We start from the raw sequence: 24028 nt of genomic DNA, 5'->3' as shown, positions 1-24028 counted from the left end.
TTACGCCGCCGCGGCCGTCACCGCCGGTGACGATCGGCCGGGGAGGGTGGCGCCGGGCGGGCCGGGTCGCTTCGGGGGGTGAGGGGACGACACGGCCCGCCCGACGCCCTTTGGGGGCGGGGTTGTGCTGGTCGCGTCGCTCCGCGTGCCGCCGGCGAGGCCGGGGGCGGAGATCGTCGCCGGGCGCGGCGCGGGCCGGCGCGGGCGGTGAGTTCCGCTACACGTGGTGAGTGACGCTCGCAGCATTGTGGGCCGCCGGCCGCCCCGGCGGGAGACCCGGGGCGGCCACGATCGTGCAACTGTCAGAAATCTGACAGAAATTCAGCCGCGTACGGCCGTCATGGCCTCCGCCAGCCGCCGGACGCCCTCGTCGATCCGGTCGGCGGTCACCGCCGAGTACGCCAGCCGCAGCGCGTGCCGCCCGCCGTCGACGACGAAGTCGCTGCCCTTCACCACGGCGACGCCGCGCTCGGCGGCCGCCGGGGCGAGCCGGTCGACCTCGACGTCCTCGGGCAGCTCGACCCAGAGGAAGTAGCCGCCGTCCGGCTCCACGAACCGGGCCTCCGGGATGTGCCGGCGCAGCGACTCGGCCAGCACCCGGGCCCGCTCGCCGAGGGCGGCGCGCACGGTCTCGATCGAGCGCTCGATGTCGCCGGAGACGCAGAACTGGTGCACGATCGCCTCGGAGACCATGCCGGGCGAGATGTAGAGGCTGGTCGCCTTCTTGGCGATGTCGCCGATCAGGTCCGCCGGGCCGACCAGGTAGCCGACCCGCACGCCCGGGCAGACCGTCTTGGTGAAGCTGGAGGCGTGCACCACCACGCCGCGGGTGTCGAGCGAGAGCATCGACGGCAGCGCCTCGCCCCGGAACCGGATGTCGGCGTACGGGTCGTCCTCGAAGATCGTGAACTCGTACTCGGCGGCGAGGTCGAGCAGCTCCCGGCGCTTCTCCAGGCTCAGCGTCACGCCGGCCGGGTTCTGGTAGTTCGGGATCACGTGCGCCAGCCGGGGCCGCACCCCCGACTCCAGCAGCTTGCGCAGCTCGGCGGTGTCGAGCCCGTCCGGCTGGATCGAGACGCCGTGCAGCTCGCTGCCCATCCGCTGGAGGTTGAGCAGGGTCCGGTCGTACGTCGGGCGCTCCACCACCACCGCGTCGCCGGGGCGGACCAGGTGGTCGAAGAGGAACGCGTCCGCCTGCAACGAACCGTTGGTGATCAGCACCTGGTCGGCGGAGACCCCGTGCTTCTCGGCGATCCACTTCCGCAGCGGAAGGTAGCCGACGGAGGTGCCGTACGCGGTCACCCCGGCGGGGTCGGCGTCGAACGCGCGGACGGCGGCGGCCTTGAGCCCCTCGACATCGACGATGTCCAGCGAGGGAGCGCCACGGGCGAAGGAGATCAGCTGCTCGGCGGTCATGGCTGTTCAGCGTACGGAAGGCGACGGGGTGCGCGCGGACGGCACGGCGATGTCCGCATCCTGAGCCACCGGGTCGGGTGACCCGCGTCGACCGGTCGGCGGCAGATCAGACCGGAAGGCCGAGCGGGTCGTGCTGCGCCTCGCGGGAGAGCCCGTCCACGTGCAGACCGAGCGCCGCGATGAGCTGCCCCCAGTCGAAGTAGGACCGCCAGGCCGAGATGCGGCCGCGCCGCACCCGCACGAGGTCGACCACGTCCCAGCTCACCACCTGGCCGGTCGGCGCGACCGTGCCGAAGGGGGTGTGCAGCACCCCGGTGTGGGTGCCGGTCAGCCGCTGCTCCACCGCCGCGCCCCCGGCGGTCTGCACCGAGCCGAGCCGGTCGACGGACAGGTCGGGGAACGCGCCGGTCCAGGTGCGCAGCAGGGCGGGCAGCTCGATCGGCCGCACCGTGACGCCGGGCATGGAGTAGAAGGCGTCGGTCGCGTAGAGGTCCGGCAGCCGGGCCACGTCCCGCCGCAGGAGCATCGCGTACTGCTGCTCGACCAGCCGATCCGCGCCGCGCATGAGGACCTCCCCAGCGGTTTCGCGGCCCGTCCGCGCCCGCACCGGGATCCTTACCCGTCGATCGGCCCGCCACACCCGCGACGGGCCGGCGACTCAGCTCGCCTCGGCCATCCGGCTCCCCGCCCAGACCCGCATGATGTCGCGTACGGAGATCACGCCGGCGACCTCGCGCCCGTCGAGCACCACCAGGTGCCGGAAGCCGCCCCGGGCCATCGCCGAGGCCGCCTCCTCCACCGTCCACTCCGGCCCGGCGTAGACCACGTCCCAGGTCAGGTGGGCGCCCGTGCGCTCGACGTCGCAGTCCAGGCCCGCGCCGATGGCGTTGAGCACGTCACGCTCGGTCATGATGCCGACCCCCTCGGAGTCGGGGTCGATCACGACCGCCGACCCGACACCGCGGGCCGACATCATCCGGGCCGCCTGGCGGAGCGTGTGCTCCGGGCCGACCACGAGAACCTCGCTGGACATCGCTTCCCGAACCTGCATCACGCATCACCCCTGTGGGACGGCGGCACCCGGTAGGAGACATGGTCCGCCCAGGATGTTTCCGGGACAAGACCGGGCATCGCCGCGACCCCCCGACGCTCGCTACTGTCGTGGCGTGTCCACCGAGCCTCTGCGCTGCGCCGGCGCGCTGATCGTCGACGACGAGGGCCGCCTCTTCGTCCAGCGGCGGTCCGCCGACCGACGCATTTTTCCCAATTGTTGGGACATCGTCGGCGGCCACCTCGAACCGGGCGAGGACGTGGGGGACGCGCTGCGCCGCGAGGTGACCGAGGAGACCGGCTGGACCGTGTCGCACGTGCTGGGTCACGTCGGCGACTACCGCTACGTCGCCGACGACGGTCTGGAGCGCCTGGAGAGCGACTGGCTCGTCCGGGTCGACGGCGACCTGGCCCGGCCGACGCTGGAGGCGGGCAGGCACACCGAGTTCCGGTGGCTGGCGGCCGACGAGCTGGACCTGCTCGACGAGCACCGCGACGTCAACGACGGCCTGATCCGGCGGATCGCGGAGGAAGCCTTCGCCGCCCTGCGTTCGATCGGTCTGTGAACGACACCGTCGAGCTGGCGCCGCACCGGTTCGCCGGCCTCGTCGCACCGGCGATCGACCGGGCCTTCGTCGCCGGCATGCTCGCCGGCCGCGACGGCGGCGGCGCCGAGCTGAGCCAGCGGTACGGCGGGCCGGCGGCCACCGGCTTCCTGCTGGAGTTCCGCACCCGGCTCGCCGCGCCGGGCGGGACGGTCGACGAGGCCGGCTTCACGGCGGTCACCCGCTACCGCGACCCGGTGGAGTGCCGGCGGGCCCTGGACAAGCAGGTGGCGTACGGGATGATCCACCGCAGTCCCGACGGGGAGCTCTCCGCCACCGAGCGCGGCCTGGCGTTCCTCGCCGAGATCTGGCAGGTGCACGCCGAGGTGACCGAGGAGCTGTGGGCCGGGCACGACGACCGGGTGCTCCGGCTCGTGGAGGCGCTCGGCCGGGTGCTCGCGTACGCGCTGGTGCTGGCCGAGGAGGAGGAGCCCGGCACCGGGGCCGCGTTCGCCGCGATGGCCCCGCCGCACGAGCCGGACGGCACCCCGCCCGGGGTGCTGCTGCTCAACCGGCTGGGCACGCTGCGTTACCACCGCGCCGACGCGCACGCCGCCGCCTGGACCGCCGCCGGGCACACCGCGGCCAGCGTCGCCGCCCTGCCATCCGGGCCGGAGCGGCTCGCCATCGAACTGGAGACCGACCGGCGGGCCGCCGGCCCGTACGCCGTGCTGGCCGCCGAGGAGCGGCTGGCGGTGCTGGCGGACCTGGCGGCGCTGCCCGGCTGACCCGGTTGCCCACAGCGGCACCGCCACGCGGGGCTATCCTCCAGCGGTGACCGGGAGTCGTACGAGGGAGGACGCCTCAATGATCGGGATGGTGCTCGCTGCCGGGGCGGGGCGCCGGCTGCGCCCGTACACCGACACCCTGCCGAAGGCGCTGGTGCCGGTGGACGGTGACACCACCATCCTGGACATCGCGCTGCGCAACCTGGCCGAGGTGGGGCTCACCGAGATCGTGGTCGTGGTCGGCTACGCGGCCGACGCCGTGCGCGAGCGGCAGGCCGACCTGGAGAAGCGGTACGGCGTCGCGCTCACCCTGGTGCACAACGACAAAGCCGAGGAGTGGAACAACGCGTACTCGCTCTGGCTGGCCCGCGAGCACTTCGCGCGGGGCGTGCTGCTGGTCAACGGCGACACCGTGCACCCGGTGAGCGTGGAGAAGACCCTGCTGGCCGAGCGCGGCCCGGGCATCCTGCTCGCCGTCGACACGATCAAGGCGCTGGCCGAGGAGGAGATGAAGACCACCTTCGACGCGGCGGGCCAGCTCACCCGGATCACCAAGCTGATGGACCCGGCCGAGGCGTACGGGGAGTACATCGGCGCGACGCTGATCGAGCCGCAGGTGGCCGACGCGCTCGCCGACGCGCTGGAGGCGACCTGGCGGCGCGACCCGAACCTCTACTACGAGGACGGCTACCAGGAGTTCGCCGATCGGGGCGGCGAGGTGCGGGCGGCGCCGATCGGCGACGTCTCCTGGGTCGAGGTGGACAACCACGCCGACCTGGCCCGGGCGCGGGAGATCGCGTGCCACTACTAGCCCGTACCGTCAACACCCCGCTCGCGATCGAGGTGCGGCGGGGCGCGGTGGCCGACCTGGGGCCGCTCCTGGCCGACCGGCGAATCTCCGCCGGCGGGGACGTGGCCGTGGTGGTGGGGCCCGGGCAGGGCGAGCGGATCGTCGAGCTGTGCCGGCCGAGCCTGGGCTCGGCCGACGTCTTCACGGTGGTCGGGGGCAGCCTCGACTCGGCCAACGAGCTGGGCGACCAGCTGCGCCGCCGCAACTACGACGCGGTGGTCGGCATCGGCGGCGGCAAGACCATCGACACCGCCAAGTACGCCGCGACCCGGTACGGCATCCCGATGGTGACCGTGGCGACCAGCCTCGCCAACGACGGCATCGCCTCGCCGGTGGCCTCGCTGACCCACGAGGGCGGCAAGGGCTCCTACGGCGTGCACATCCCGATCGCCGTCATGGTCGACCTCGACTTCGTGGAGAACGGCCCGGACCGCCAGACCCAGGCCGGCATCGGCGACGCGGTGAGCAACCTGAGCGCCTGCGCCGACTGGGAGCTGGCCCACCAGGTGCGGGGCGAGCCCATCGACGGCCTGGCGGTGACGCTCGCCCGCACGGGCGCCGAGGCGCTGATCAACCACCCCGGAAAGATCACCGACGACGGCTTCCTCACCACGCTGGCCGAGGCGCTAATCCTGGGCGGCATCTCGATGTCGATCTGCGGGTCGAGCCGCCCCGCGAGCGGCGGCGACCACGAGATCTCGCACGCCATCGACCGGCTCTTCCCCGGCACCGGCTCGCACGGCGAGCAGGCGGGCGTCGGCGCGCTGTTCTGCACCTTCCTGCGGGGAGACCTGGAGCGGTTCGGCCAGTTGGCCCGCTGCCTGCACCGGCACGGCCTGCCCACCGGCCCGGCGGGCCTCGGGCTCACCGACGAGCAGTTCGCCGAGGCGGTCGAGTTCGCGCCACGAACCCGGCCGGACCGCTACACCGTCCTCGAACACCTGGCGATGTCGCCTACCGAGATCCGGGAGCGGCTGGCAGACTACGCCGGTGCAATCCGCGACCACCTTGGCTGAGCCCCGCCCCACCGTCGCCGACTTCCACCGGGTGAACCGGGGTGGCGGCCTGTTCAGCGAATCGGTCAGCCAGTGGCTCGGCGCGGTCTTCGCGCTCGTCGCCCAGCGCCTCGGGCTGCGCCCGACCGCGCTCACCGTCACCAACCTGGTGCTCGGCCTCGCCACCTCGGTCACCGTGGTCGCGCTCGCCGGCCGGGTCGCGGCGGGCGACGTGCCCGCATGGGCGGTCGGTCTGCTGGCCCTGGTCGGCTGGCAGGTCGCGTACGCCCTGGACTGCGCCGACGGTCAGCTCGCCCGGGTGACCGGGCAGGGCAGCGCGGCCGGTGCCCGGGTCGACGTGCTCTGCGACGTGGCCGCCCAGATCGCCCTGGTCGCCGCGCTGGCCGCCACGGCGGTGGCGCAGGAGCCGTCGACGCCGAGCTGGCTGGTCGCGGTCTTCGCCGGCACCTGGATGGTCAACCTGGTCACCTCGGTGATGCAGGCCGGTCCGAACGCGGCCAGCATGGTCACGTCGACGTCGCTGCCCGTACGCCTGGTGAAGCTGGTCCGCGACTACGGCGCGGTGATCTTCGCCGCCGGCCTGGTGTTGATCTTCGCCCCCGCCCTCGCGCTCTGGGTGATGGTCGCGTTCACGATCGTCAACGGCGGCTTCCTCCTCGCCAGCATCGCCTTCTCCGCCCGCGCCTCGCTGCGCTGAGGTGCCGGAAGGCGTTGTCGACGCCTCGTAGGTGAGGGCCCGCCGCACCGGTCTCCGAGGACGGGCGGCCCGGTGGCGCGCGGCCCACGGCGGCGGTCCCACCCGTGAGCCTCGTGCCTCTCGTGTCTCGTCGGTAAGAATTCGGTTCCTCCGCTCGCTTCTCGGTGACGGCGCACCTTCCCGCGCAATCACGAAGGAGTGGGAGCCATTGACAGCAGCCGAAGCCGATGCTGAAGCGAGCAGCCGGTTCACCGCGATGTACACCGCACACCACGCACAGGTGTACGCGTACGCGGTGAGCCGGGTCGGACGCCAGCTCGCCGACGACATCACCAGCGAGACCTTCCTCGTCGCGTGGCGCAAGCTGGCCACGATGCCGGCGGCGCCCCTGCCCTGGCTGCTCGGCGTGGCCCGCAACGCGGTACGCGAGCGCTACCGCGACGAGGACCGGCAGGCCAGCCTCGCCGCCGAGCTGCGGGCCTGGGTCGACGAGGCGAGCGACGACGTGGCGACCGGGGTGGCGGAACGGGCCGGGGTGCTCGCCGCCCTCGCCCGGCTCAGCGAGGACGACCGGGAGCTGCTCACCCTGGTGGCCTGGCACGGGCTGTCGAGCCGGGAGGCCGCCCGGGTCGTCGGCTGCTCCAGCGCCACCTTCTTCGTCCGGCTGCACCGAGCCAGGAAACGGCTACGCGAGGCCCTCGGCGGAACACCCCAGGTCGCCAGTCGTAGCCCGATCGCCCTTCACACCGAGGAGTACAGCCGATGACCACACCACGGAACGAGATGACCACGCTGGCCGGCGCACGTCCGCGCCGGCTGGACCCCGAACCCGGCTCCCGGCCGGACCCCGCCCGGTTCACCGCCCACCCGCAGCCGGCGGCCGGCCGGGCGGCACGCCGACCGACCCGCCGCCTGGTCCTGGCCGGCGTCGCACCGACCGTGGCGGCGGTGGCCGCGGGCGCGGTCTTCCTGACCGTCGGTGGCACCGATGGCGGGGCCGGGCCGGAGGGCGGGCTCGCCGTCAGCGCACCGGCGGCCGCCCCCACCTCGGCCACCGACGGCCCCGCCCCGCGTACCGCCCGCGAGGTGCTGCTGGTCGCCGCCGAGCGGAGCGGCACCGCCGACGCCACGACCGACGGCCGCTACCGGGTCGTCGAACGGGAACACGGCAGCCTGTTCGAGGTCGGCCCGAAGGATCGGCGCTACCGCGTCGTGAGCCGGACCATCCTCCGCGACTGGCACCCGACGTCGCCGAGCGAGGTCGCGGTCTCCGCCAGTCGTGAGCTCGGCGCCGCGCCGTTCAGCGCCGACGACCGGGCGGCCTGGCAGGCGGACGGTTCGCCGACGCGGTGGGTCGAGCCGTCGGACCCGCCCCAGAGCGAGCCGACGGTCATCAGCGGCACGCCAGGGCCGGAACTCGTCCGCAGGGCCGTCAGGCCGGAGCCGGCCGCGCGCACGGCAAAGGGACGCGGCTCCACCGGCGCGGACGGCAGGGAGACGTACTACCTTGCCGGCGGCCCGATCACGGCGGCCGGCCTGGCCGACGTGCCCACCGACCCGGCCAAGCTGAAGGCATGGCTGTTCAAGCGCCTCAACGCCAGCGATATCGAGTCGGCCACCGACTTCAACCTCTTCCTGAGCGCCAAGAACCTGGTCTTCGACCTGCCGGTGTCGTCCGAGGTGCGGGCTGCCGCGTACCGGATGCTCGCCGACGTCCGTGGGGTGACCTCGCTCGGCGCGGTCACCGACCAGCGAGGGCGGGCCGGCATGGCGGTCGCCTTCGCCCGCAAGGGTGACGGCGGCAACTGGGCCCAGACCCGGCTGATCATCGACCACCGGACCGGCCAGGCGCTCGCCGAGGAGTCCTGGGACCTCGGCACGGGCTCCGCGCCCAAGGGGCCCGGGACGTTCATGAGCTACATGGTCGTGGTGAGCGTGACCCACACCGACGACGCCCCGCCGGCCGTCACCCCTGAGCAGAAGCGGCGGTGACGCGTCGATGACGAGGAACTCCATGCGGCGACTGCGACGAACGGCCGGTGGCACGGCCACCGCGGCGGTCGTCGCCGGACTGCTGGCGGCACCCGCGCCGGTCGGCGCCGCCACTGTCGACGGCGCGCCGACGGCCAGGGTCGCGCCCCGAACGGTGACCCTGGTGACCGGCGACCGGGTGACCCTGGTGCACGACGACGCGTACACGATCCAACCCGGTGCGGGGCGTGCCGGGATGGCGTTCCAGACCCGGCGGGTCGACGGCCGCCTGAGCGTCATTCCGGCCGACGCGGTCGCGCTGCTCGGCGCCGGACAGCTCGACCCACGTCTGTTCGACGTGACCACCCTGCTCAGGTACGGCTACGACGACCGCAGGACGGACCTGCCGCTGATCGTCACCAGCGACCGGGCGAAGGGAGCGGTGCCCACCGCCGGGGCCCGGGTCGACCGCGAACTGCCGAAGCTCAACGCGACAGCGCTGCGACAGGACCGGCGCCAGGGCAGCGCGTTCTGGCGGGGCCTGACCGGTGGGTCGAAGGCACCCCGCACCCTGGCCGCGTCCGTGCGCAAGGTGTGGCTCGACGGGGTACGTCAGCCCACCCTCGACGTCTCCGTGCCCCAGGTCGGCGCGCCGGCCGCCTGGCAGGCCGGGTACACCGGCTCGGGGGTGACCGTCGCGGTGCTGGACAGCGGCATCGACGACACCCACCCCGACCTGGCCGCGACCGTGACCGCCCGGGCCAACTTCACCGAGGGTGAGGAGGACGGCCGCGACCTCGTGGGGCACGGCACCCACGTCGCCTCCGCCATCGCCGGCAGCGGATCGGCCTCCGGCGGCAGGTACCGGGGCGTCGCCCCGGGCACCAAGCTCATCGACGGCAAGGTGTGCGCCTCCTTCGGCTGTCCCGAGTCGTGGATCCTCGCCGGCATGCAGTGGGCCGCCGCCGAGCAGCACGCCAAGGTGGTCAACATGAGCCTCGGCGGCTGGGACAGCCCCGGGATCGACCCGCTGGAGCAGGCGGTCAACACGTTGACCGACCGGTACGGCACGCTGTTCGTCATCGCCGCCGGAAACGACGGTCCGGGCAGCCGGACGGTCAACTCACCGGCGAGCGCGGACGCCGCACTGGCGGTGGGCGCGGTCGACAAGTCCGACAAGCTGGCAGGCTTCTCCAGCCGCGGCCCTCGGCTGGGTGACGCCGGCCTCAAGCCGGACATCACCGCCCCCGGCGTGGCGATCACGGCTGCCCGGAGCAGGGACGCCACGGATCTCGGCGCGCCCGGGGACGCGTACGTGCCGCTGTCGGGCACCTCGATGGCCACGCCGCACGTGGCGGGGGCGGCGGCGATCCTCGCCCAGCGGCATCCGGACTGGACCGCCGGGCAGCTCAAGGCGACGCTGATGGCCTCGGCGAGACCGGCCACGGATACGACCCCGTTCGAGCAGGGCACCGGCCGCCTCGACGTGGCCGAGGCGCTCACCCGGACGGTCGCCGCCACACCGTCGAGCCTCAGCTTCGGCACCCAGCTCTGGCCGCACCAGGACGACGAGGTGCTGACCCGGAAGGTCGCGTACCGCAACTCCGGGGCCACGCCGGTCACCCTGGCGCTGACCGTCGACAGGGGCTCGGCCGCGGCGGGCACCTTCGCCGTCGACCCGGCCACCGTCACCGTGCCGGCCGGCGGTGACGCCACGGTCACCGTCACCGTCGACACCAGGGTGGCCGGCCCGGACGGTGTGCTCACCGGCGCGCTCATCGCGACCGGCGAGGGGCAGGGCGTACGAGTCCCGCTCGCGGTGGACAGGGAGGTCGAGAGCTACGACGTGACGCTGCGGCACATCGGCCGCGACGGCGCGCCGTCCGGCGACCACCAGACCAGCTTCCGCGGCTTGAACGACGGCAGTTCGCGCGAAGCCTTCGGGCGCGGCTCCGACGGCACCGCGACCGTGCGGATTCCGGCCGGCCGGTACCTGATGGACAGCTTCTTCTTCGGTCAGGACGGCGACGGCGAGGCCGAGCTGACGTTGCTGACGCAGCCGATGCTGGCGGTGACCGGCCCGAAGACGATCACCCTGGACGCACGACTCGGCAAGGCCAGCGCGGTCACCGTGCCACGGCCCGACGCCACCCAGGTGCACGCCGAGATCGAATACACCCAGGAGACGTCGCAGGGCCTGCTGCAGGGCGGGGTCGCCATCTTCGGCGGCGACTTCTCCCGGCTCCACACCGCCCAGGTCGGCGACACCGCACCGGCCGACGGTTTCGTCTCCGAGCTCGAGGGCACCTGGGCCGAGGTCGGACCGGACGGCAGCACGGCGAACAGCCCGTACACCTACTCGACGGCCCACTACGTCGAGGGCCGGATGCTCTCCGGGGTGCGGCGGACCGTCAGCCCGGGCGACCTGGCGGCCGTGTCGACCCGGCACCTCTCCGCCGAGGAGGGGACCTACGGCTACTGGTACGCCACCAGCCGCCGGCCCGGGCAGGAGCGGGTCTCCGGCGCGACGGGCATCCGCTACGCCCTGCCGGCCGGCGTCACCCACTACTACACCACCGAGGGTGGGGTCCAGTGGCGCTCGGCGATCGCCGAACACACCAGCGCGGACGAGCCGATGGGCACCCTCAGCCAGCCCTACGTTCACCACGCGCCGGGAACCCACCGACGGACCTGGAACCAGGCGGTGTTCGGGCCGGCCCTGGTGAAGCCCGTGCACGGCGGGCTGAACACGTGGTTCGGCGTGGTCCGGGACGGCGACACGATCTCGGTGGACCTGCCGATGCACAGTGACGCCGCCGGCAACGTGCGGTTCGGCGGGGACTCCGGCGGCACGGTCCTCCATCGGAACGGAGTCAAGGTCGGCGAGTCCGACCGGGGTGGGAAGGGCGCCTTCACCGTCCCGGCCGGGGAGGCGGCGTACCGCCTGGAGACCCGCGCCGAGCGCGGCGCGCCGTACACCCTCTCCACCCGGATCGACGCGACCTGGACGTTCCGGTCGGCGCACGTCGACGGCTGGTCCGCCCTTCCGCTGTGGAGCGTCCGGTACGCGCCGAAGCTGGACGACCGGCACACCGCGCCGGCGGGGCAGCCCTTCGGCGTGCCGGTGACCGTCGCCGCCCAGCCCGGGGCGCAGGTCGGCCGGATCCGCACGCTGACCGTCGAGGTCTCCTACGACGACGGCGCCACCTGGGCCGACGCGAAGATCGTGAACGGGGCGGCCCTGGTGCGACACCCCGCGGGCAGCGGATTCGTCTCGCTGCGCGCCGCGGCCGGCGACGGCAGCGGCAACACCGTGAAGCAGACCATCCTGCGCGCCTACCGGTACGGCGCGGCGTCCTGACGCGGTGGCCGCCGCCGCGCCCTAGCGGGGCGCGGCGGCGGCCGAGACGCCGGCGTACACGTCGATCAAATGGCGGGTCACCACGTCCGGGTGGAAGGTGCGCTCGTAGCGGGCCCGCGCCGCCGGGGCCAGCCGCGCCGCGCCGGCCCGGGCCACCGGCAGGGCGGCGGCCATGGCGGCCGGCTCCGGGGGTACCACCCAGCCCGCCTCGCCCGCCGCCACGCCGGTGGGCAGCGCGACGTGGCCCTGCCCCGGCGCGGCCGTGGCGACGGCGGCCGGGCCGGTGCCGGCGGGTTCGCGGGGGGCGTCCGCGCCGAGCAGGTACGGGATGCCGCCGAGGGCGGTGCCGAGCACCGGCCGGCCGGCCGCCAGCGCCTCGATGATCACCGTGGGGAGCACGTCGTGCCAGGTGGAGGCGGCGATGATCACCGCGCTGGCCTCGATGGCGGCGCGGACGCCGGCGCGGTCCAGCGGCCCGAGGTAGGTCACGTCGGCGCGCTCGGCGGCGGCGGCCTCGGCCAGCGGGCGCAGCTCGCCGTCGCCGGCGATGCGCAGCGGGCCCAGCGCTCCGTCCGGGTGCCGCCGCCAGGCGTCCAGCAGCAGGCCCAGCCCTTTCTCCGGGGAGAGCCGGGCCATGTAGAGGAAGCCGTCGCCGAGCGGCGCGGGCGTCCCCGGGTCGGGAATGCCGTTGGGCTTGACCACGATCCGCTCCGCCGGGATGCCGTAGTCGCGCAGGTGGTCGGCGACCGCCGAGGTGAGCGCGACGAACCGGTCCACCGAGCGCCACGTGCCCCGGTGCACGGCCAGCGTGGTCGCCATCAGGGCGCTCTGCGCCCGCGAGCCCCGGTAGCAGCGGTGCACGATCGCCGGCACGCCCAGGGCCCGGCCCCGGCAGTCCTGGCAGATCATCCCGTCGCGGAAGTAGAGCCCGGAGGAGCAGACCTGGCGGTAGTTGTGCACCGTCTGCACCACCGGCACGCCGTGCCGGTGCGCGGTCCGCACGATCCACGGCGAGATCAACGGGTACGGGTTGTGCAGGTGCAGCACGTCCGGCCGGTGCTCGGTGATGAGCCGGCTCAGGTCCTCCTGCGCGCGGGGCGCCCAGATCGGCGAGATCGGCAGCAGCGCCTTGGCCGGCTTCGACATCGACGGGATCTCGTCCGAGCTGCGGATGAACGGCAGCACCTCCACCCCGGCCGCGGTGAGCTGGGCGATCTCCGCGTCGACGATCGTGTTCTCGCCGGAGGGCTGAGCCTCCCGGTACCGGTTGTGCGCCACCACGATTCTCACGGAGCTCGCCTTTCGATCGCGACCGTGCCGGTCTCTGCTCGCGACTGCGGGGCTCGCAAGCTCACTCCTCGCACTCGCGGCAGGGACTCGCAAGCTCATTCCTCGCGCTCACGGGAAAGAAGGCTACCGTTGGCTGGTGCCCGAACTACCGGAGGTCGAGGCGCTCGCCGGCTACCTGCGCGAGCGCGCGGTGGGGCGGCGCGTCGACCGGCTGGAGGTCGCCGCCATCAGCGCCCTGAAGACGTACGACCCGGCGCCGACCGCCGCCGCCGGGCGGGCCGTGACGGACGCCCGCCGGCACGGCAAGTTCCTCGACGTGGTGCTCGACGGCGATCTGCACCTGGTGGTCCACCTGGCCCGGGCGGGCTGGCTGCACTACCGGGAGGCGTTTCCGTCCGCCGCCCCGCTGCGCCCCGGCAAGGGGCCTGTCGCGCTGCGGGTACGCCTCGACGACGGCTCGGGCTTCGACCTGACCGAGGCCGGCACCCAGAAGAGCCTCGCCGTCCATCTGGTCACGGACCCGGCGGCGGTGCCCGGGGTGGCCCGGCTCGGCCCCGACGCCCTCGCCGCCGACGCGGCCACCTTCGCCGAGCGGATGCGCAGCCGCAAGGGCCAGGTCAAGGGCGTGCTCACCGACCAGACGGTGCTGGCCGGTGTCGGCAACGCGTACTCCGACGAGATCCTGCACGCGGCGAGGCTGTCGCCGTTCGCGCTGACCAACCGGCTGACCGACGAGCAGCTGGCGACCCTGCACGCGGCGACGCGGGAGGTGCTCGGCGACGCGGTGCGCCGCTCGGTCGGGCAGAAGGCGGCCGAGCTGAAGGGCGAGAAGCGCTCGGGGCTGAAGGTGCACGCCCGCACGGGGCAGCCCTGCCCGGTCTGCGGCGACGCGGTCCGCGAGGTCTCGTTCGCCGACTCCAGCCTCCAGTACTGCGCCACCTGCCAGACCGGCGGCAAGCCGCTCGCTGACCGACGGTTGTCGCGGCTCGTACGGTGAGTGACGACACTCCCCGACTACGGAGAGGAATCGACCATCCCGCGCCGAAGGTCTGAGTCGCAGCTCTACCGGGGCCGTCATCCATCGGTATAGTGGCTCGGTCCCCGGCTTCTGAAATGGCGCGGAGCCGGCCAGACGCCAGGCGGCACCACACCCGCGCAATGTCCTTCGGGTCCGCGTACGGGTCGACGCCGCGTGGGAGACTGGGACGGTGGGCGACCCGGGCCCTCACGGCGAGTGAGCGGCCCGTGTCATGCGGGAGGACATGGGTGAGGTGACGACAAGCCTCCAGCGCCCGGTAACCAACACAGGCCGGAGCAAACTCGTGCGGCACGTCGACAGCTTCGAGATCCAGCCGCCGGCGTCGCCGTCCCACAACGGCGTGCCCCGGTCCGCGTGGGCCCGGGCCCGCCGCCGGGTGTCCCGCTGGCACCGCCCCTACATCACGCTTCTGCTGCTGCTCGACTTCGCGGCCGCCGCGGTCGCCAGCCTGATGGCCATCGAGACGTTCGACCAGTCGCGGGCGGGCTTCTACAACGCCGAAGAGGACCCGACCTGGTTCCACACGGTGGCGTTCGTGCTGCTGCCGCTCGGCTGGCTGGTGATCCTCTGGGGCAACCGGGCCTACGACCGGCGCTACCTGGGCCTCGGGCCCGACGAGTTCAAGCGGGTGATCCGGGCCGGCGTCGCCGTCGCCGCGACGGTCTCCTTCCTCGCCTTCGCCACCAAGACCGACCTGTCCCGTTACACGGTCGGCACCGCCCTGCTCGCGGCGCTGCTGCTGATCCTGCTGAACCGGATCCTCTGCCGCTTCGTGCTGCACGTGGTCCGGCGCAACATCGGCCAGGCCGGGCACCGGATGGTGCTGGTCGGCACCCTGCCGGAGTGCCTGGAGGTCTACACGGCGGTCACCCGCAACCCGGCCGCCGGGCTGGTGCCCGTCGCCATCCACGTCACCGACGGCTACGCGGCCGCCAGGGGCATGGAGACCCCGGTCCCGGTGTACGCGGGCCGCGACGTCCTCGCCCTCGTCCGGGAGGTCGGCGGCGACACCATCGCCGTCTGCGGCTCGGCCAGCGCCGAGCCGGGCGAGCTGCGCCGGCTGGCCTGGCAGCTGGAGGGCTCCGGCGTCGACCTGGTCGTCGCCCCGCAGCTCACCGACATCGCCGGGCCCCGGGTGCACATCCGGCCGATCGAGGGCCTGCCGCTGCTGCACGTCGAGGAGCCGACCCTGTCCGGGCCGGCGCTGCTGGCCAAGAACCTGATGGACCGGGTGGCCGCCGGGCTCGGCCTGCTGCTGCTGATCCCCGTCTTCCTGGTCATCGGGATCGCGATCCGCGTCTCCGACCCCGGCCCGGTCTTCTTCCGCCAGCCGCGGGTCGGCCACGAGGGCCGCACCTTCCGGGTCTGGAAGTTCCGCACCATGTACGTGGACGCGGAGGACCGGCTGGCCAGTCTGGTCGACCAGAACGAGACCGACGGCATGCTGTTCAAGATGAAGCAGGATCCCCGGGTCTTCCCGGTGGGCCGCTTCCTGCGCGCCTCGTCCCTGGACGAGCTGCCGCAGTTGATCAACGTGCTGAAGGGCGAGATGTCGCTGGTCGGGCCGCGCCCGCTGCCCGCCGACGACGGCGACTTCCTCGGCGACGTGCGCCGGCGGCTGCTGGTCCGCCCCGGCATGACCGGGCTGTGGCAGGTCTCCGGCCGCTCCGACCTGTCCTGGGACGAGGCGGTCCGGCTCGACCTCTACTACGTCGACAACTGGTCGCTGGCGTACGACCTGAGCATCCTGTGGCGCACCGTCGGGGTGGTGCTCGCCCGCAAGGGCGCGTACTGATCCGGATCTTTCGCCCGATACGCCCTTTCTTCGACATAGCATCTGCCTGGGGTGGACATTCCAGGAGGTGCCGTGACGGAGGCAGGCGCGCACCGGACGATCCGGCGCGTCGTGGTGTCCGGACACGGCGGGCCGGAGCGGCTGACCCTGGTGCGGGACGTCCTGCCCGAGCCCGGACCGGGTGAGGTCCGGGTCCGCACCCTCGCGGTCGGAGTCGGCTTTCCCGATGTGCTGATGCGGGAGGGCACCTACCCGGGCGGCCCGAAACCCCCGTTCACGCCCGGCTACGACCTGGTCGGCGTCGTCGAGGCGCTCGGTCCCGGGGTGACGGGAGTCGAGCCGGGCGAGCGCGTCGCGGCGATCACCGTCTTCGGCAGCTACGCCGATGCGGTCAGCGTGCCCCGACAACATCTGGTCCGGATGCCCGACGGGGTCGATCCGGCGGAGGCGGTCTGCCTGGCGCTCAACTACGTCACGGCGTACCAGGCATTGCACCGGGTCGCCCGCGCCGGGCCGGGGGAACGGGTCCTGGTACACGGCGGGGCGGGCGGCGTCGGCAGCGCCGCCCTGGAGATCGCGGCGACCATGGGACTGAGCGCGTACGCCACGGCAACCGGTTCCGGCTGCGACGTGGTCCTGGGGCTCGGCGCCACACCTGTCGACTTCCGGCGCGAGGACTTCGTCCGCCGGATCCGGGAGCTGACCGGCGACGGGATCGACGTGGTGCTCGACGGCGTCGGCGGCGTGGTGGCGGCGCGCTCGGTGCGGGTGCTGCGGCCCGGCGGCAGGCTCGTCATGTACGGGCACTACTCGACGCTCGCGGGCGGGCGACGGAACCTGCGCCGGCTCACGCTGTTCTACGCGGCCGGCGCGCTGGCCTTCGCCGGCAACCTGCTGCCCGGCCGCCGGGTGCGCACGTACCGCAGCGCGCGGACCCGGGACCGGCACCCTGACTGGTACCGACGGGACCTCGGTGAGCTGTTCCGATGGCTGGCCGCCGGTCGGCTGCGTCCCCTGGTCGCCGCGCGACTGCCGCTCGACGGGGCCCGGCAGGCCCACGAACGTCTCGCGGCCGGCGGCACGCACGGCAAGCTCGTGCTCGTGCCCTGAGGCGCGTGCCGGCGCGAGCCGGGCGGGAGCGGCCAGCTTGGGGCTTGGCTAACCGGGTCGCAGCGGTCAGGATTCCTCGCGTGGGTGGCAACCTCTCGGCCGTCTTCGGCGTCGTCTCGCTGGTCACCGCGCTGGCCGCAGCCCTGTTCGCGGTGCTGCGGCTGCGCGGGCGGCGCGGCATCGCCACGGCCACCCAGCGGGCCACCTACGAGGTGCTGCACACCGCCGGGCTGGCCGCCGAACCGCTGCGCGCCGGCCTGGGCGCGGCCAACGCGGCGAAGGCCGTACGCCACCTGCGGGCCCTGGTGGGGGCGGCCGGGCTGGCGCTGACGGACCGGGACACGCTGCTCGCCCTCGACGGGCGGGGCGGGCACCACGACGCCCAACTTGTCGCGGCGGCCGGGCGGGCCGTGGCGACGGGCCGCTCGACCGTCCTCGGCGACTCGGAGTTGCAGTGCGACCGGGTGGACTGCCCGGTGCGGGGCGCGGTCGTCGCCCCGCTGACCGGCCCCGACGGGCGCACCGTGGGCGCGCTGGTGGCGGTGGCCGACGGCCAGCCGGCGCCGGGCCTGGTGCAGGCCACCCTGGAGACGGCGCACTGGGCCGGCAACCAGCTCGCCCTGGCCGAGCTGGACTCCTCCCGCGAGCGGCTGGCCCGCGCCGAGGTGCGCGCCCTGCGCGCCCAGATCAGCCCGCACTTCATCTACAACGCGCTGACCGCGATCGGCTCGTTCGTCCGCACCGACCCGGACCGGGCCCGGGAGTTGATCCTGGAGTTCGCCGAGTTCACCCGCTACTCGTTCCGGGCGCACGGCGAGTTCACCACGCTGGCCGAGGAGCTGCGCTCGATCGACCGCTACCTGACCATCGAGCGGGCCCGGTTCGGCGACCGGCTCCAGGTGCGCCTCCAGATCGCCCCGGAGGTGCTGCCCGTGACGCTGCCCTTCCTCTGCCTGCAACCGCTGGTCGAGAACGCCGTCCGGCACGGGTTGTCCCGCAAGCCGGGCACGGGCATGGTGAGCATCGAGGCCCGGGACGCGGGCACCGAGTGCCACATCACGGTGGAGGACGACGGAGTGGGGATGGATCCGACCGCGCTGACCGCCGGCATCGCCGAGCTGGCCGGCGCCACCGGGGACCCGGGCGACGCTGTGCGGGCCGCCGTCGGAGACGACTCGGGCCAGCACGTCGGCCTCTCCAACGTCGACGAGCGGCTGCGGTCGGTCTTCGGGGACGGCTTCGGCCTCGTCGTCGAGACGGGCCTCGGCTCCGGTACGAAGGTGAGCATGCGGGTGCCGAAGTTCCACCCGGGCGTGCGGGCGAGCGCGTGAACGCGACCGGGTTCCTGCGGGTGCTGGCGGTCGACGACGAGCCGCCGGCGCTGGACGAGCTGGCGTACCACCTGCGGGCCGATCCCCGGGTGGCGCGGCTGCACACGGCGGGGGACGCCACCGAGGCGCTGCGGGTGCTGCGCGACGGCGACGTGGACGTGGTCTTCCTCGACATCCGGATGCCGGGGCTGGACGGCATGGAGCTGGCCCGGGTGCTGCGCCGGTTCGCCCGGCCGCCGGCGATCGTCTTCGTCACCGCGTACGACGACGGGGCGGTGGACGCGTTCGACCTGGGTGCCACCGACTACGTCCGCAAGCCCGTACGCGCCGAGCGGCTCGCCGAGTCGCTGCGCCGGGTGATCGGCTCCCGGGTGGTGCCGTCGCACCCGGCGGCGCTGGCCCGCGCGGAGGAGGACCCGACCATCCCGATCGAGCTGGCCGGCACCACCCGGATGCTGCCCCGCTCGGCGGTGCGTTGGGTGGAGGCGCAGGGCGACTACGCCCGCCTGCACACCGCCGACGGCTCGCACCTCGTCCGGGTGTCGCTGGCGACCCTGGCCGAGCGCTGGGCGGACGCCGGGTTCGTCCGGATCCACCGGTCGTACCTGGTGCAGCTCAGGCTGATCGCCGAGCTGCGGCTGGTCAACTCCGGCTACGTCGTGGTGATCGACTCGGCGGAGCTGCCGGTGAGCCGCCGGCACACCCGGGAGCTGAAGGACAAGCTGGTGCGCGCGGCGAAGCAGGACTGGAACCGCTGACCGGCGCCGGTCCCGCCCGCCGCGCGGGCGTCAGGCCTTGATCTGCTCGGCGATCCGCACCGCCAGGGCCGTCAGCTCCTTGGCGGAGAGCGGTGCCTCCGGCTGGGCCGCGACGGCCTGCTCGTCGACCCCCACCATGTTGCTGATGCTCGCGCTGAAGGCCCGGTTTCCGGGCAACTGGATCGCGACGATGTGCTGGACGCTGCCGTTCCGCTTGCCGGTGAGGGTCTCGACCTTCATCCGGAGCCCACCCGGGGACTTGCCCTCCTCGCACACCCGGTCGTACCGGCTGTCCCCGTGACCCGGCGGGAGTTCGCACGGCCAGTGGTACCCGGCGGGCTGGCCGGGTCCGGCCGTCCCGAACACGTCGGGGCTGATCGAGACGCCGAGCGGTCCCTCGCGCCCCTGGTAGGACACGCCGGACCCGCCGAACACCAGGTCGTCGCGGCCGTTGTGGCGGAAGGTGGGCGGCTGCCCGTCCGGCTTCCGGGGCTCCTCGACGCTGTCCGGTATCCAGATCCACCGGGCGCCGGGTGCCACGTCGCGCAGCGCCGTCCCGAACGCCCGGCTCAGCCGCTCGGCGGTGGCGTCGGCGCTCTCCGGGCTGTCGAAGACCAGTCGGAACCGGGTGTCCGTCGGGGCCGCCGCCTGCGGCGGGGCGGAGGCACCGCCCGGCTGCTGGCCGCCGCCGGCCAGCCCGACGGCGCCGGTGACCGCCAGGGCCAGTACGGCGGCCAGCGAGCCGGCCAGTCGCCGGGCCGCCCGGACACGCCGCTCCCGCCGGACGATGCCCGGCACGTCGACCCGGGCCGGCGGCGGGTTGCCGATCAACTCGTCGAACAACTGATGACTCATCGGGTGCCTCCCGTTCAGAACTGACCGTTGACGGCGGTACGCAGGTTCGCCAGGCCGCGTGCCGACTGGCTCTTGACCGTGCCGGCGGAGATGCCGAGCATCTGGGCCGTCTCCTCCACCGAGTGGTCGAGGTAGAAGCGCAGGACGAGCACCGCCCGCTGCCTCGGGGGCAGCGACCGCAGCAGCGCGGCGAGCCCGTCCCGGTCGGTCACCGTCTCCGGCACCACGCCGGCCACGTCCGGCATCGCCGCCGTGGACCGCTCCCGGTTGCGCCAGGGGCGGCGTCGCTCGTCGAGCCAGCAGCGGGTCAGCACCCGCTGGGCGTACGCGTCGCGGTTCTCCGCCCGGCTCGCCCGTCGCCAGCCCCGGTAGAGCTTCGCGACGGCGACCGACACGAGGTCGTCGGCCGTGTGCCAGTCCTGGCAGAGCAGGTAAGCGCTGCGCCGCCAGCGTTCCATCCGCCCGGTGACGAAGGCGTGGAAGTCCTCTTCCTCGTCCCGCCTCACCGTGCTCTTTCCCCTCTACGCACCATCACGGCTGTACGACGGGGCGCTTGGCCGCGGAGGTTGCCTCGGGACCGGCCGCGTCACCGGTCCGCCCGGCTCGACCCGGGCCGGCGTCAGCCGGCGATCCTGCCGGAGACGTTCAGCGCCACCGCCCTGGCCTCCTCCATCACCAGCGGGGCGTCGGGCTGGGCGGGCCGCCCCGGGTCGGTGCCGGAATCGTTCGAGACGTCGAGGCGGAGCCGACCGACCTCGGGCAACTCGACGTCGACCCGGTGACGGACGATCCCGTCCGGGTCGACGCTCGTCTGGATCTTCGCCCGTACGCCGTCCGGCTCCCGCGACGCCTCGCACAGCGCGCCCCGGCGCCGGTCCGCGTCCCGGCAGGACCAGTCGAACGGGGCGGGCGTCCCGGCCGGGTCGAGGCTGATCGTCACGTGGAGCACGCCGTCGCGCCCCTGGTGCACCAGGCGCGCACCGACAGTGGTGGAGGCCTGGCCGCCGTTTCGCACCTTCCGGTCAAGGTGGGCCGGTTCCCGTGGCCCGGTCCAGGTCGCGCCGGGGGCGCTCTCGGCCAGCGCCTGGTCCACCGCCGCGGCCAGCCGCACCGCCGTGGCCTTCGCCGGCTCCGTCCGGATGCGGGCCGGTTCGACGCGGAGGTCGCCGGCGGGCGACGCGGCGGCCGGCCGGGTTTCGGCGGGCGGCGTGGAGACGGCCATCGGGACGACGCGGTCGCCACCCTCTCCCCGGCCGGTCGCGGCGGCCGCGCCGAGCCCGACGAGCCCCAGCAACACCAGCGCGACGGCGAACCGCCTGTAGACGACCCTCTCGATCCTCACGCCCCTCATGACGAAAGTACGCGCGAAAAGGTTGCACGGCTGCGAGGCGGAGGACGGGTCGGGTTGGCGGCGGGCGATTTCCATGGCGATCCTTGGCGTCGGCGGATGTTCGCCACTGTCACGTGGGGCGGGCGCACATCGCTGCATCCGATTTTCGTTCGCCGGTCGCGGAGAAACGGGAATGAACCGCGCCTCCCGTACGCTGTACGGTACTCGGTACGAGAAATGGAGGCCGCTCTTGTTCGACGCCGCGACCGAATTCGACCGCCAGGTCGACCGCTTGGTGGAACTGGGCTATCCGGCGCTCGCCGACCTGACCGAGGACGACTTCCGGCGCCTCGTCGCGCCGCTTCGCGCGGCGGCCGTCACCGGCGCCGTGGGCCTGTCCGAGCCCACCGAGGGCCGGGTGCCGTTCCTGCTGGTGACCACCCGCGACCTGGTGCCGGTGGAGGAGCGGGTGGCCCTGACCACCCTGGCCGGGAAGCGGAAACCGGGCGTGGTCGACCGGCACTACGCCGAGGACGACCTGCCGAAGTTCCACCCGATCAAGGAGCTGGAGGTGCCCGCCGGGCCGGCGTACCTGCTCTTCGACGTCGACCGGGGCGAGGAGACGCTGAACCAGCCGCCGGCCGCCGCGATGGAGGTGATCACCGGCCAGGGCCGGCTGCCGCTCACCATCGACGAGGGGATCGCCTTCGTCACCCTGCACCCGCAGGCCCTGGCCAAGAACAAGTGCTTCTCGCTGGTCGGCTCCCGCTGCGGGGACAAGCGGGTGCCGGCCATCTGGATCAGCCAGAACGCGCCGAAGCTCGGCTGGTGCTGGTGGGGCAACCCGCACACCTGGCTCGGCTCCGCCTCCGCCCGCCCGGAGCGGGTGGGGCTGGACTGAGTGTGGCGGGGGTGACCGGGACTCCGGTCCCGGTCACCCGTCACCCGTCACCCGTCACCCGTCACCCGTCACCGGGGCAGGGTCAGCCGGCTCCAGTTCACGCCGTCCACACTGACCTGCACGACGGTGGAGCTGGCGTCCGGGGGATCCTCCCGATCGGCCATCCAGACCAGTCCCCGGGACATCCCGAGCCAGCCCTCGTTCCCGGTCCGCGCACTCCGGGTGAAGCGCCGGCCGCCGTCCCGGCTGATCCAGACCGACGACGTGACGGAGGTCGAGGTCGAGTGGCCGACGAGCAGTGCCCCGCCGGCACCGATGGTGATCCCCCGGACCGAGTCGCTCGACGGCAGGCTGGCATCGAGGTCCGTCCAGGACCGGCCGCCGTCCGTGGTGTGCAGCAGCCGGGCCGGGCCGGCGGGTTCGCCGTTCGGGCCGGACGGCATGGGCTGGCACAGCACGTACGCCTCCTGCGCACTGACGGCGACCAACGACTTCGCCCACACACCCCCGGGCAGCGTCGAGGTGTGCCAGGTCGCTCCCCGGTCGACGCTGCGGGCGGCCGAGGCGGGCGCGCCGGGCTCGGGCCCGGGCGACATGTGCCAGAGGGCGCCGTCACCGGCCTGGTCCACGGTGTCCGGCCCGCCCACCTGGGGGGCGTCGACGAGCCGGTACACCCGCCACGTGCTCGGGTCGACCGCCAGGGCCTGCGACGTCGCCCCGCAGGTCTCCTGGCACCGCACCAGACGGGCATTCTCGGGAAAGGCGCGGACCTCGGTCACCACCGACGCGAGGCTCCGCCAGGTGCGGCCGGCGTCCGACGAGACGAACTGACTGCCGTCGACGCTGACCAGATATCGCTGCTCGTCGAGCACGTTGAACCGGACCGCCGAGGTGCGGAACCCCTGCGCGTCCGCCCTGCACGGGCCGTCGAGATGGTTGGTGCGCCGTTCCGACCAGGTCTGCCCGGCGTCGCTGGTGGCCGTGAAGCTGAGCCGGCACCCGTCGCCGGGATCCTCCACGACCACCGCCGACCGCGCGGAGAGCACCACCAGTTCCCTCGCGACGCGAGGTCCGCCTGGCAGGCCGGTGGGGCTTACGCCCGTTCGGTCCACCACGCCCCCGTCGCCGACGAGCGGGACGGACACCGTGCCGCCGAGTGCGAGCACGACCGCCAGGCCGACGCCGGTCACCCTGCGCCGGCGGCGCACCCACGCCGCGCGCCGTAGCTGGCTCAACGGGGGTTGGCGGACCACGTCGGCGACGATCTCGGCGTCGAATCCGGCGAACTCACGATCGGACATCGGCCCTCCCGGTCTGCGTGCTGTCGGTGGCGTCGTGGTCGGTGAGCAGTGCCGCCAGAGCCTGCCGGCCGCGCGACAGGCGGGACTTCACCGTGCCGGCGGAGACGCCGAGCGTCGCCGCCACCTCGTCCACCGGCAGGTCGACGAGGTAGTGCAGGGCGAGCGCGTGCCGCTGGCCGTCGGGCAGCCCGCGCAGCGCCGCCAGGAGCGCGAGGTGCTCCGGCGCACGGTCGGCGACGACGGGCGGCGGGCCGATCCGGCGCAGCAGCCCGTCGAGGATCCGCCGTCGCCGGTACCGGCTGCGGGCCACGTTCACCGCGACCCGGCGCAACCACGCCTCCGGGTTCTCCAGCCGGGCGAAGCGTCGAGGCCCGGCCAGCGCACGGGTGAACGCCTCCTGAACCGCCTCCTGGGCCTCGTACAGGTCGCCGGTCACCGCGTAGAGCTGGACCACGAGCCGGCGGAAACAGCCGGCGTAGACCTCCGAGATGAGATCAGCTTCTGGCACCGTCACCTCCCTTCCACACCTGTCCCACTCCTCGCCGGGGGAGAAGGTTCCGGTCCCGGCGATCCACCGGGTTATCCACAGGGGTGCCACGTTTTCCACAGGTTGTGCACAACCCG

At 73.8% G+C, this 24028-nt stretch carries 23 protein-coding genes; 14 read left to right on the top strand and 9 right to left on the bottom strand.

Annotated features, from left to right (window positions below; translation table 11 throughout):
- Positions 1 to 321: 321 nt before the first annotated feature.
- The 3 genes from GA0070606_RS16885 to GA0070606_RS16875 all read right to left on the bottom strand — a co-directional run bounded on the left by GA0070606_RS16885 (position 322) and on the right by GA0070606_RS16875 (position 2467).
- Positions 322 to 1416: an aminotransferase-like domain-containing protein gene (locus GA0070606_RS16885; protein ID WP_091100908.1), complete on the bottom strand. Its 1095-nt coding sequence runs from the start codon at positions 1414 to 1416 to the stop codon at positions 322 to 324.
- Positions 1417 to 1522: 106 nt separating this feature from the next.
- Positions 1523 to 1981: an ester cyclase gene (locus tag GA0070606_RS16880; protein ID WP_091100904.1), complete on the bottom strand. Its 459-nt coding sequence runs from the start codon at positions 1979 to 1981 to the stop codon at positions 1523 to 1525.
- Between the two features lie 93 nt (positions 1982 to 2074).
- Positions 2075 to 2467, bottom strand: coding sequence for a CBS domain-containing protein (locus tag GA0070606_RS16875; protein ID WP_091100902.1), 393 nt, complete (start codon positions 2465 to 2467; stop codon positions 2075 to 2077).
- 115 nt (positions 2468 to 2582) lie between these two features.
- Between GA0070606_RS16875 and GA0070606_RS16870 the strand changes: the two genes are divergently transcribed.
- The 8 genes from GA0070606_RS16870 to GA0070606_RS16835 all read left to right on the top strand — a co-directional run bounded on the left by GA0070606_RS16870 (position 2583) and on the right by GA0070606_RS16835 (position 11694).
- The gene (locus GA0070606_RS16870; protein ID WP_091100900.1) at positions 2583 to 3032 is read left to right on the top strand and encodes an NUDIX domain-containing protein; all 450 of its coding nucleotides are present in this window, start codon (positions 2583 to 2585) and stop codon (positions 3030 to 3032) included.
- Positions 3029 to 3799 (top strand): hypothetical protein, encoded by a 771-nt coding sequence (locus GA0070606_RS16865; protein WP_091100894.1) that lies wholly within the window; start codon positions 3029 to 3031, stop codon positions 3797 to 3799. The genes GA0070606_RS16870 and GA0070606_RS16865 overlap by 4 nt, the downstream gene beginning before the upstream one ends.
- 79 nt (positions 3800 to 3878) lie before the next feature.
- Positions 3879 to 4610, top strand: coding sequence for a phosphocholine cytidylyltransferase family protein (locus tag GA0070606_RS16860; protein WP_091100890.1), 732 nt, complete (start codon positions 3879 to 3881; stop codon positions 4608 to 4610).
- Entirely contained in the window at positions 4598 to 5665 is a 1068-nt protein-coding gene (locus tag GA0070606_RS16855) for an iron-containing alcohol dehydrogenase family protein (protein WP_091100886.1), read from the top strand. The genes GA0070606_RS16860 and GA0070606_RS16855 overlap by 13 nt, the downstream gene beginning before the upstream one ends.
- A complete protein-coding gene (locus tag GA0070606_RS16850) occupies positions 5640 to 6362 on the top strand; it encodes a CDP-alcohol phosphatidyltransferase family protein (RefSeq protein ID WP_091100882.1) in 723 nt (240 codons plus the stop codon). Before GA0070606_RS16855 ends, GA0070606_RS16850 begins: the two co-directional genes overlap by 26 nt.
- 208 nt (positions 6363 to 6570) lie before the next feature.
- Positions 6571 to 7128 carry an RNA polymerase sigma factor gene (locus GA0070606_RS16845; protein WP_218106026.1) on the top strand — a complete coding sequence of 186 codons (558 nt, stop codon included), beginning with the start codon at positions 6571 to 6573 and terminating at the stop codon, positions 7126 to 7128.
- The gene (locus tag GA0070606_RS16840; RefSeq protein WP_141721712.1) at positions 7125 to 8354 is read left to right on the top strand and encodes a CU044_5270 family protein; all 1230 of its coding nucleotides are present in this window, start codon (positions 7125 to 7127) and stop codon (positions 8352 to 8354) included. Before GA0070606_RS16845 ends, GA0070606_RS16840 begins: the two co-directional genes overlap by 4 nt.
- A 7-nt stretch (positions 8355 to 8361) precedes the next feature.
- Complete coding sequence (locus GA0070606_RS16835) at positions 8362 to 11694, top strand: S8 family peptidase (protein WP_091100874.1); 3333 nt, start codon at positions 8362 to 8364, stop codon at positions 11692 to 11694.
- A 21-nt stretch (positions 11695 to 11715) separates the two neighbouring features.
- Here the strand turns inward: GA0070606_RS16835 and GA0070606_RS16830 are convergent, their stop codons facing one another.
- On the bottom strand, positions 11716 to 12984 hold the full coding sequence (locus GA0070606_RS16830; protein WP_091100871.1) for a glycosyltransferase: 1269 nt from the start codon (positions 12982 to 12984) through the stop codon (positions 11716 to 11718).
- A gap of 136 nt (positions 12985 to 13120) precedes the next feature.
- Between GA0070606_RS16830 and GA0070606_RS16825 the strand changes: the two genes are divergently transcribed.
- The 5 genes from GA0070606_RS16825 to GA0070606_RS16805 all read left to right on the top strand — a co-directional run bounded on the left by GA0070606_RS16825 (position 13121) and on the right by GA0070606_RS16805 (position 19017).
- Positions 13121 to 13981: an Fpg/Nei family DNA glycosylase gene (locus GA0070606_RS16825; RefSeq protein ID WP_091100868.1), complete on the top strand. Its 861-nt coding sequence runs from the start codon at positions 13121 to 13123 to the stop codon at positions 13979 to 13981.
- A 265-nt stretch (positions 13982 to 14246) separates the two neighbouring features.
- Positions 14247 to 15818: a sugar transferase gene (locus GA0070606_RS16820; RefSeq protein ID WP_091100866.1), complete on the top strand. Its 1572-nt coding sequence runs from the start codon at positions 14247 to 14249 to the stop codon at positions 15816 to 15818.
- Between the two features lie 72 nt (positions 15819 to 15890).
- Complete coding sequence (locus GA0070606_RS16815; RefSeq protein WP_218106025.1) at positions 15891 to 16928, top strand: zinc-binding dehydrogenase; 1038 nt, start codon at positions 15891 to 15893, stop codon at positions 16926 to 16928.
- Positions 16929 to 17008: 80 nt separating this feature from the next.
- The gene (locus tag GA0070606_RS16810; RefSeq protein ID WP_091100864.1) at positions 17009 to 18259 is read left to right on the top strand and encodes a sensor histidine kinase; all 1251 of its coding nucleotides are present in this window, start codon (positions 17009 to 17011) and stop codon (positions 18257 to 18259) included.
- Entirely contained in the window at positions 18256 to 19017 is a 762-nt protein-coding gene (locus GA0070606_RS16805; protein ID WP_091100862.1) for a LytR/AlgR family response regulator transcription factor, read from the top strand. The genes GA0070606_RS16810 and GA0070606_RS16805 overlap by 4 nt, the downstream gene beginning before the upstream one ends.
- 30 nt (positions 19018 to 19047) lie before the next feature.
- Here the strand turns inward: GA0070606_RS16805 and GA0070606_RS16800 are convergent, their stop codons facing one another.
- The 3 genes from GA0070606_RS16800 to GA0070606_RS16790 form a co-directional block, all read right to left on the bottom strand.
- The gene (locus tag GA0070606_RS16800; protein ID WP_141721711.1) at positions 19048 to 19872 is read right to left on the bottom strand and encodes a hypothetical protein; all 825 of its coding nucleotides are present in this window, start codon (positions 19870 to 19872) and stop codon (positions 19048 to 19050) included.
- 14 nt (positions 19873 to 19886) lie between these two features.
- Positions 19887 to 20378 (bottom strand): SigE family RNA polymerase sigma factor, encoded by a 492-nt coding sequence (locus GA0070606_RS16795; protein WP_091100859.1) that lies wholly within the window; start codon positions 20376 to 20378, stop codon positions 19887 to 19889.
- A 113-nt stretch (positions 20379 to 20491) separates the two neighbouring features.
- Complete coding sequence (locus tag GA0070606_RS16790) at positions 20492 to 21214, bottom strand: hypothetical protein (RefSeq protein ID WP_091100856.1); 723 nt, start codon at positions 21212 to 21214, stop codon at positions 20492 to 20494.
- Positions 21215 to 21452: 238 nt separating this feature from the next.
- Between GA0070606_RS16790 and GA0070606_RS16785 the strand changes: the two genes are divergently transcribed.
- Positions 21453 to 22103 (top strand): DUF5701 family protein, encoded by a 651-nt coding sequence (locus tag GA0070606_RS16785; RefSeq protein WP_245724716.1) that lies wholly within the window; start codon positions 21453 to 21455, stop codon positions 22101 to 22103.
- Positions 22104 to 22171: 68 nt separating this feature from the next.
- On the opposite strand, the gene GA0070606_RS16780 is transcribed toward GA0070606_RS16785, so the two are convergent.
- Both GA0070606_RS16780 and GA0070606_RS16775 read right to left on the bottom strand, forming a co-directional pair.
- Positions 22172 to 23404 (bottom strand): beta propeller repeat protein, encoded by a 1233-nt coding sequence (locus tag GA0070606_RS16780; RefSeq protein ID WP_091100851.1) that lies wholly within the window; start codon positions 23402 to 23404, stop codon positions 22172 to 22174.
- The gene (locus tag GA0070606_RS16775) at positions 23391 to 23912 is read right to left on the bottom strand and encodes an RNA polymerase sigma factor (RefSeq protein ID WP_245724715.1); all 522 of its coding nucleotides are present in this window, start codon (positions 23910 to 23912) and stop codon (positions 23391 to 23393) included. Before GA0070606_RS16775 ends, GA0070606_RS16780 begins: the two co-directional genes overlap by 14 nt.
- Positions 23913 to 24028 lie beyond the last annotated feature (116 nt).

This window comes from Micromonospora citrea, from assembly GCF_900090315.1.
GTDB lineage: Bacteria > Actinomycetota > Actinomycetes > Mycobacteriales > Micromonosporaceae > Micromonospora > Micromonospora citrea.
This window is presented reverse-complemented; position numbering and strand designations above follow the sequence as displayed.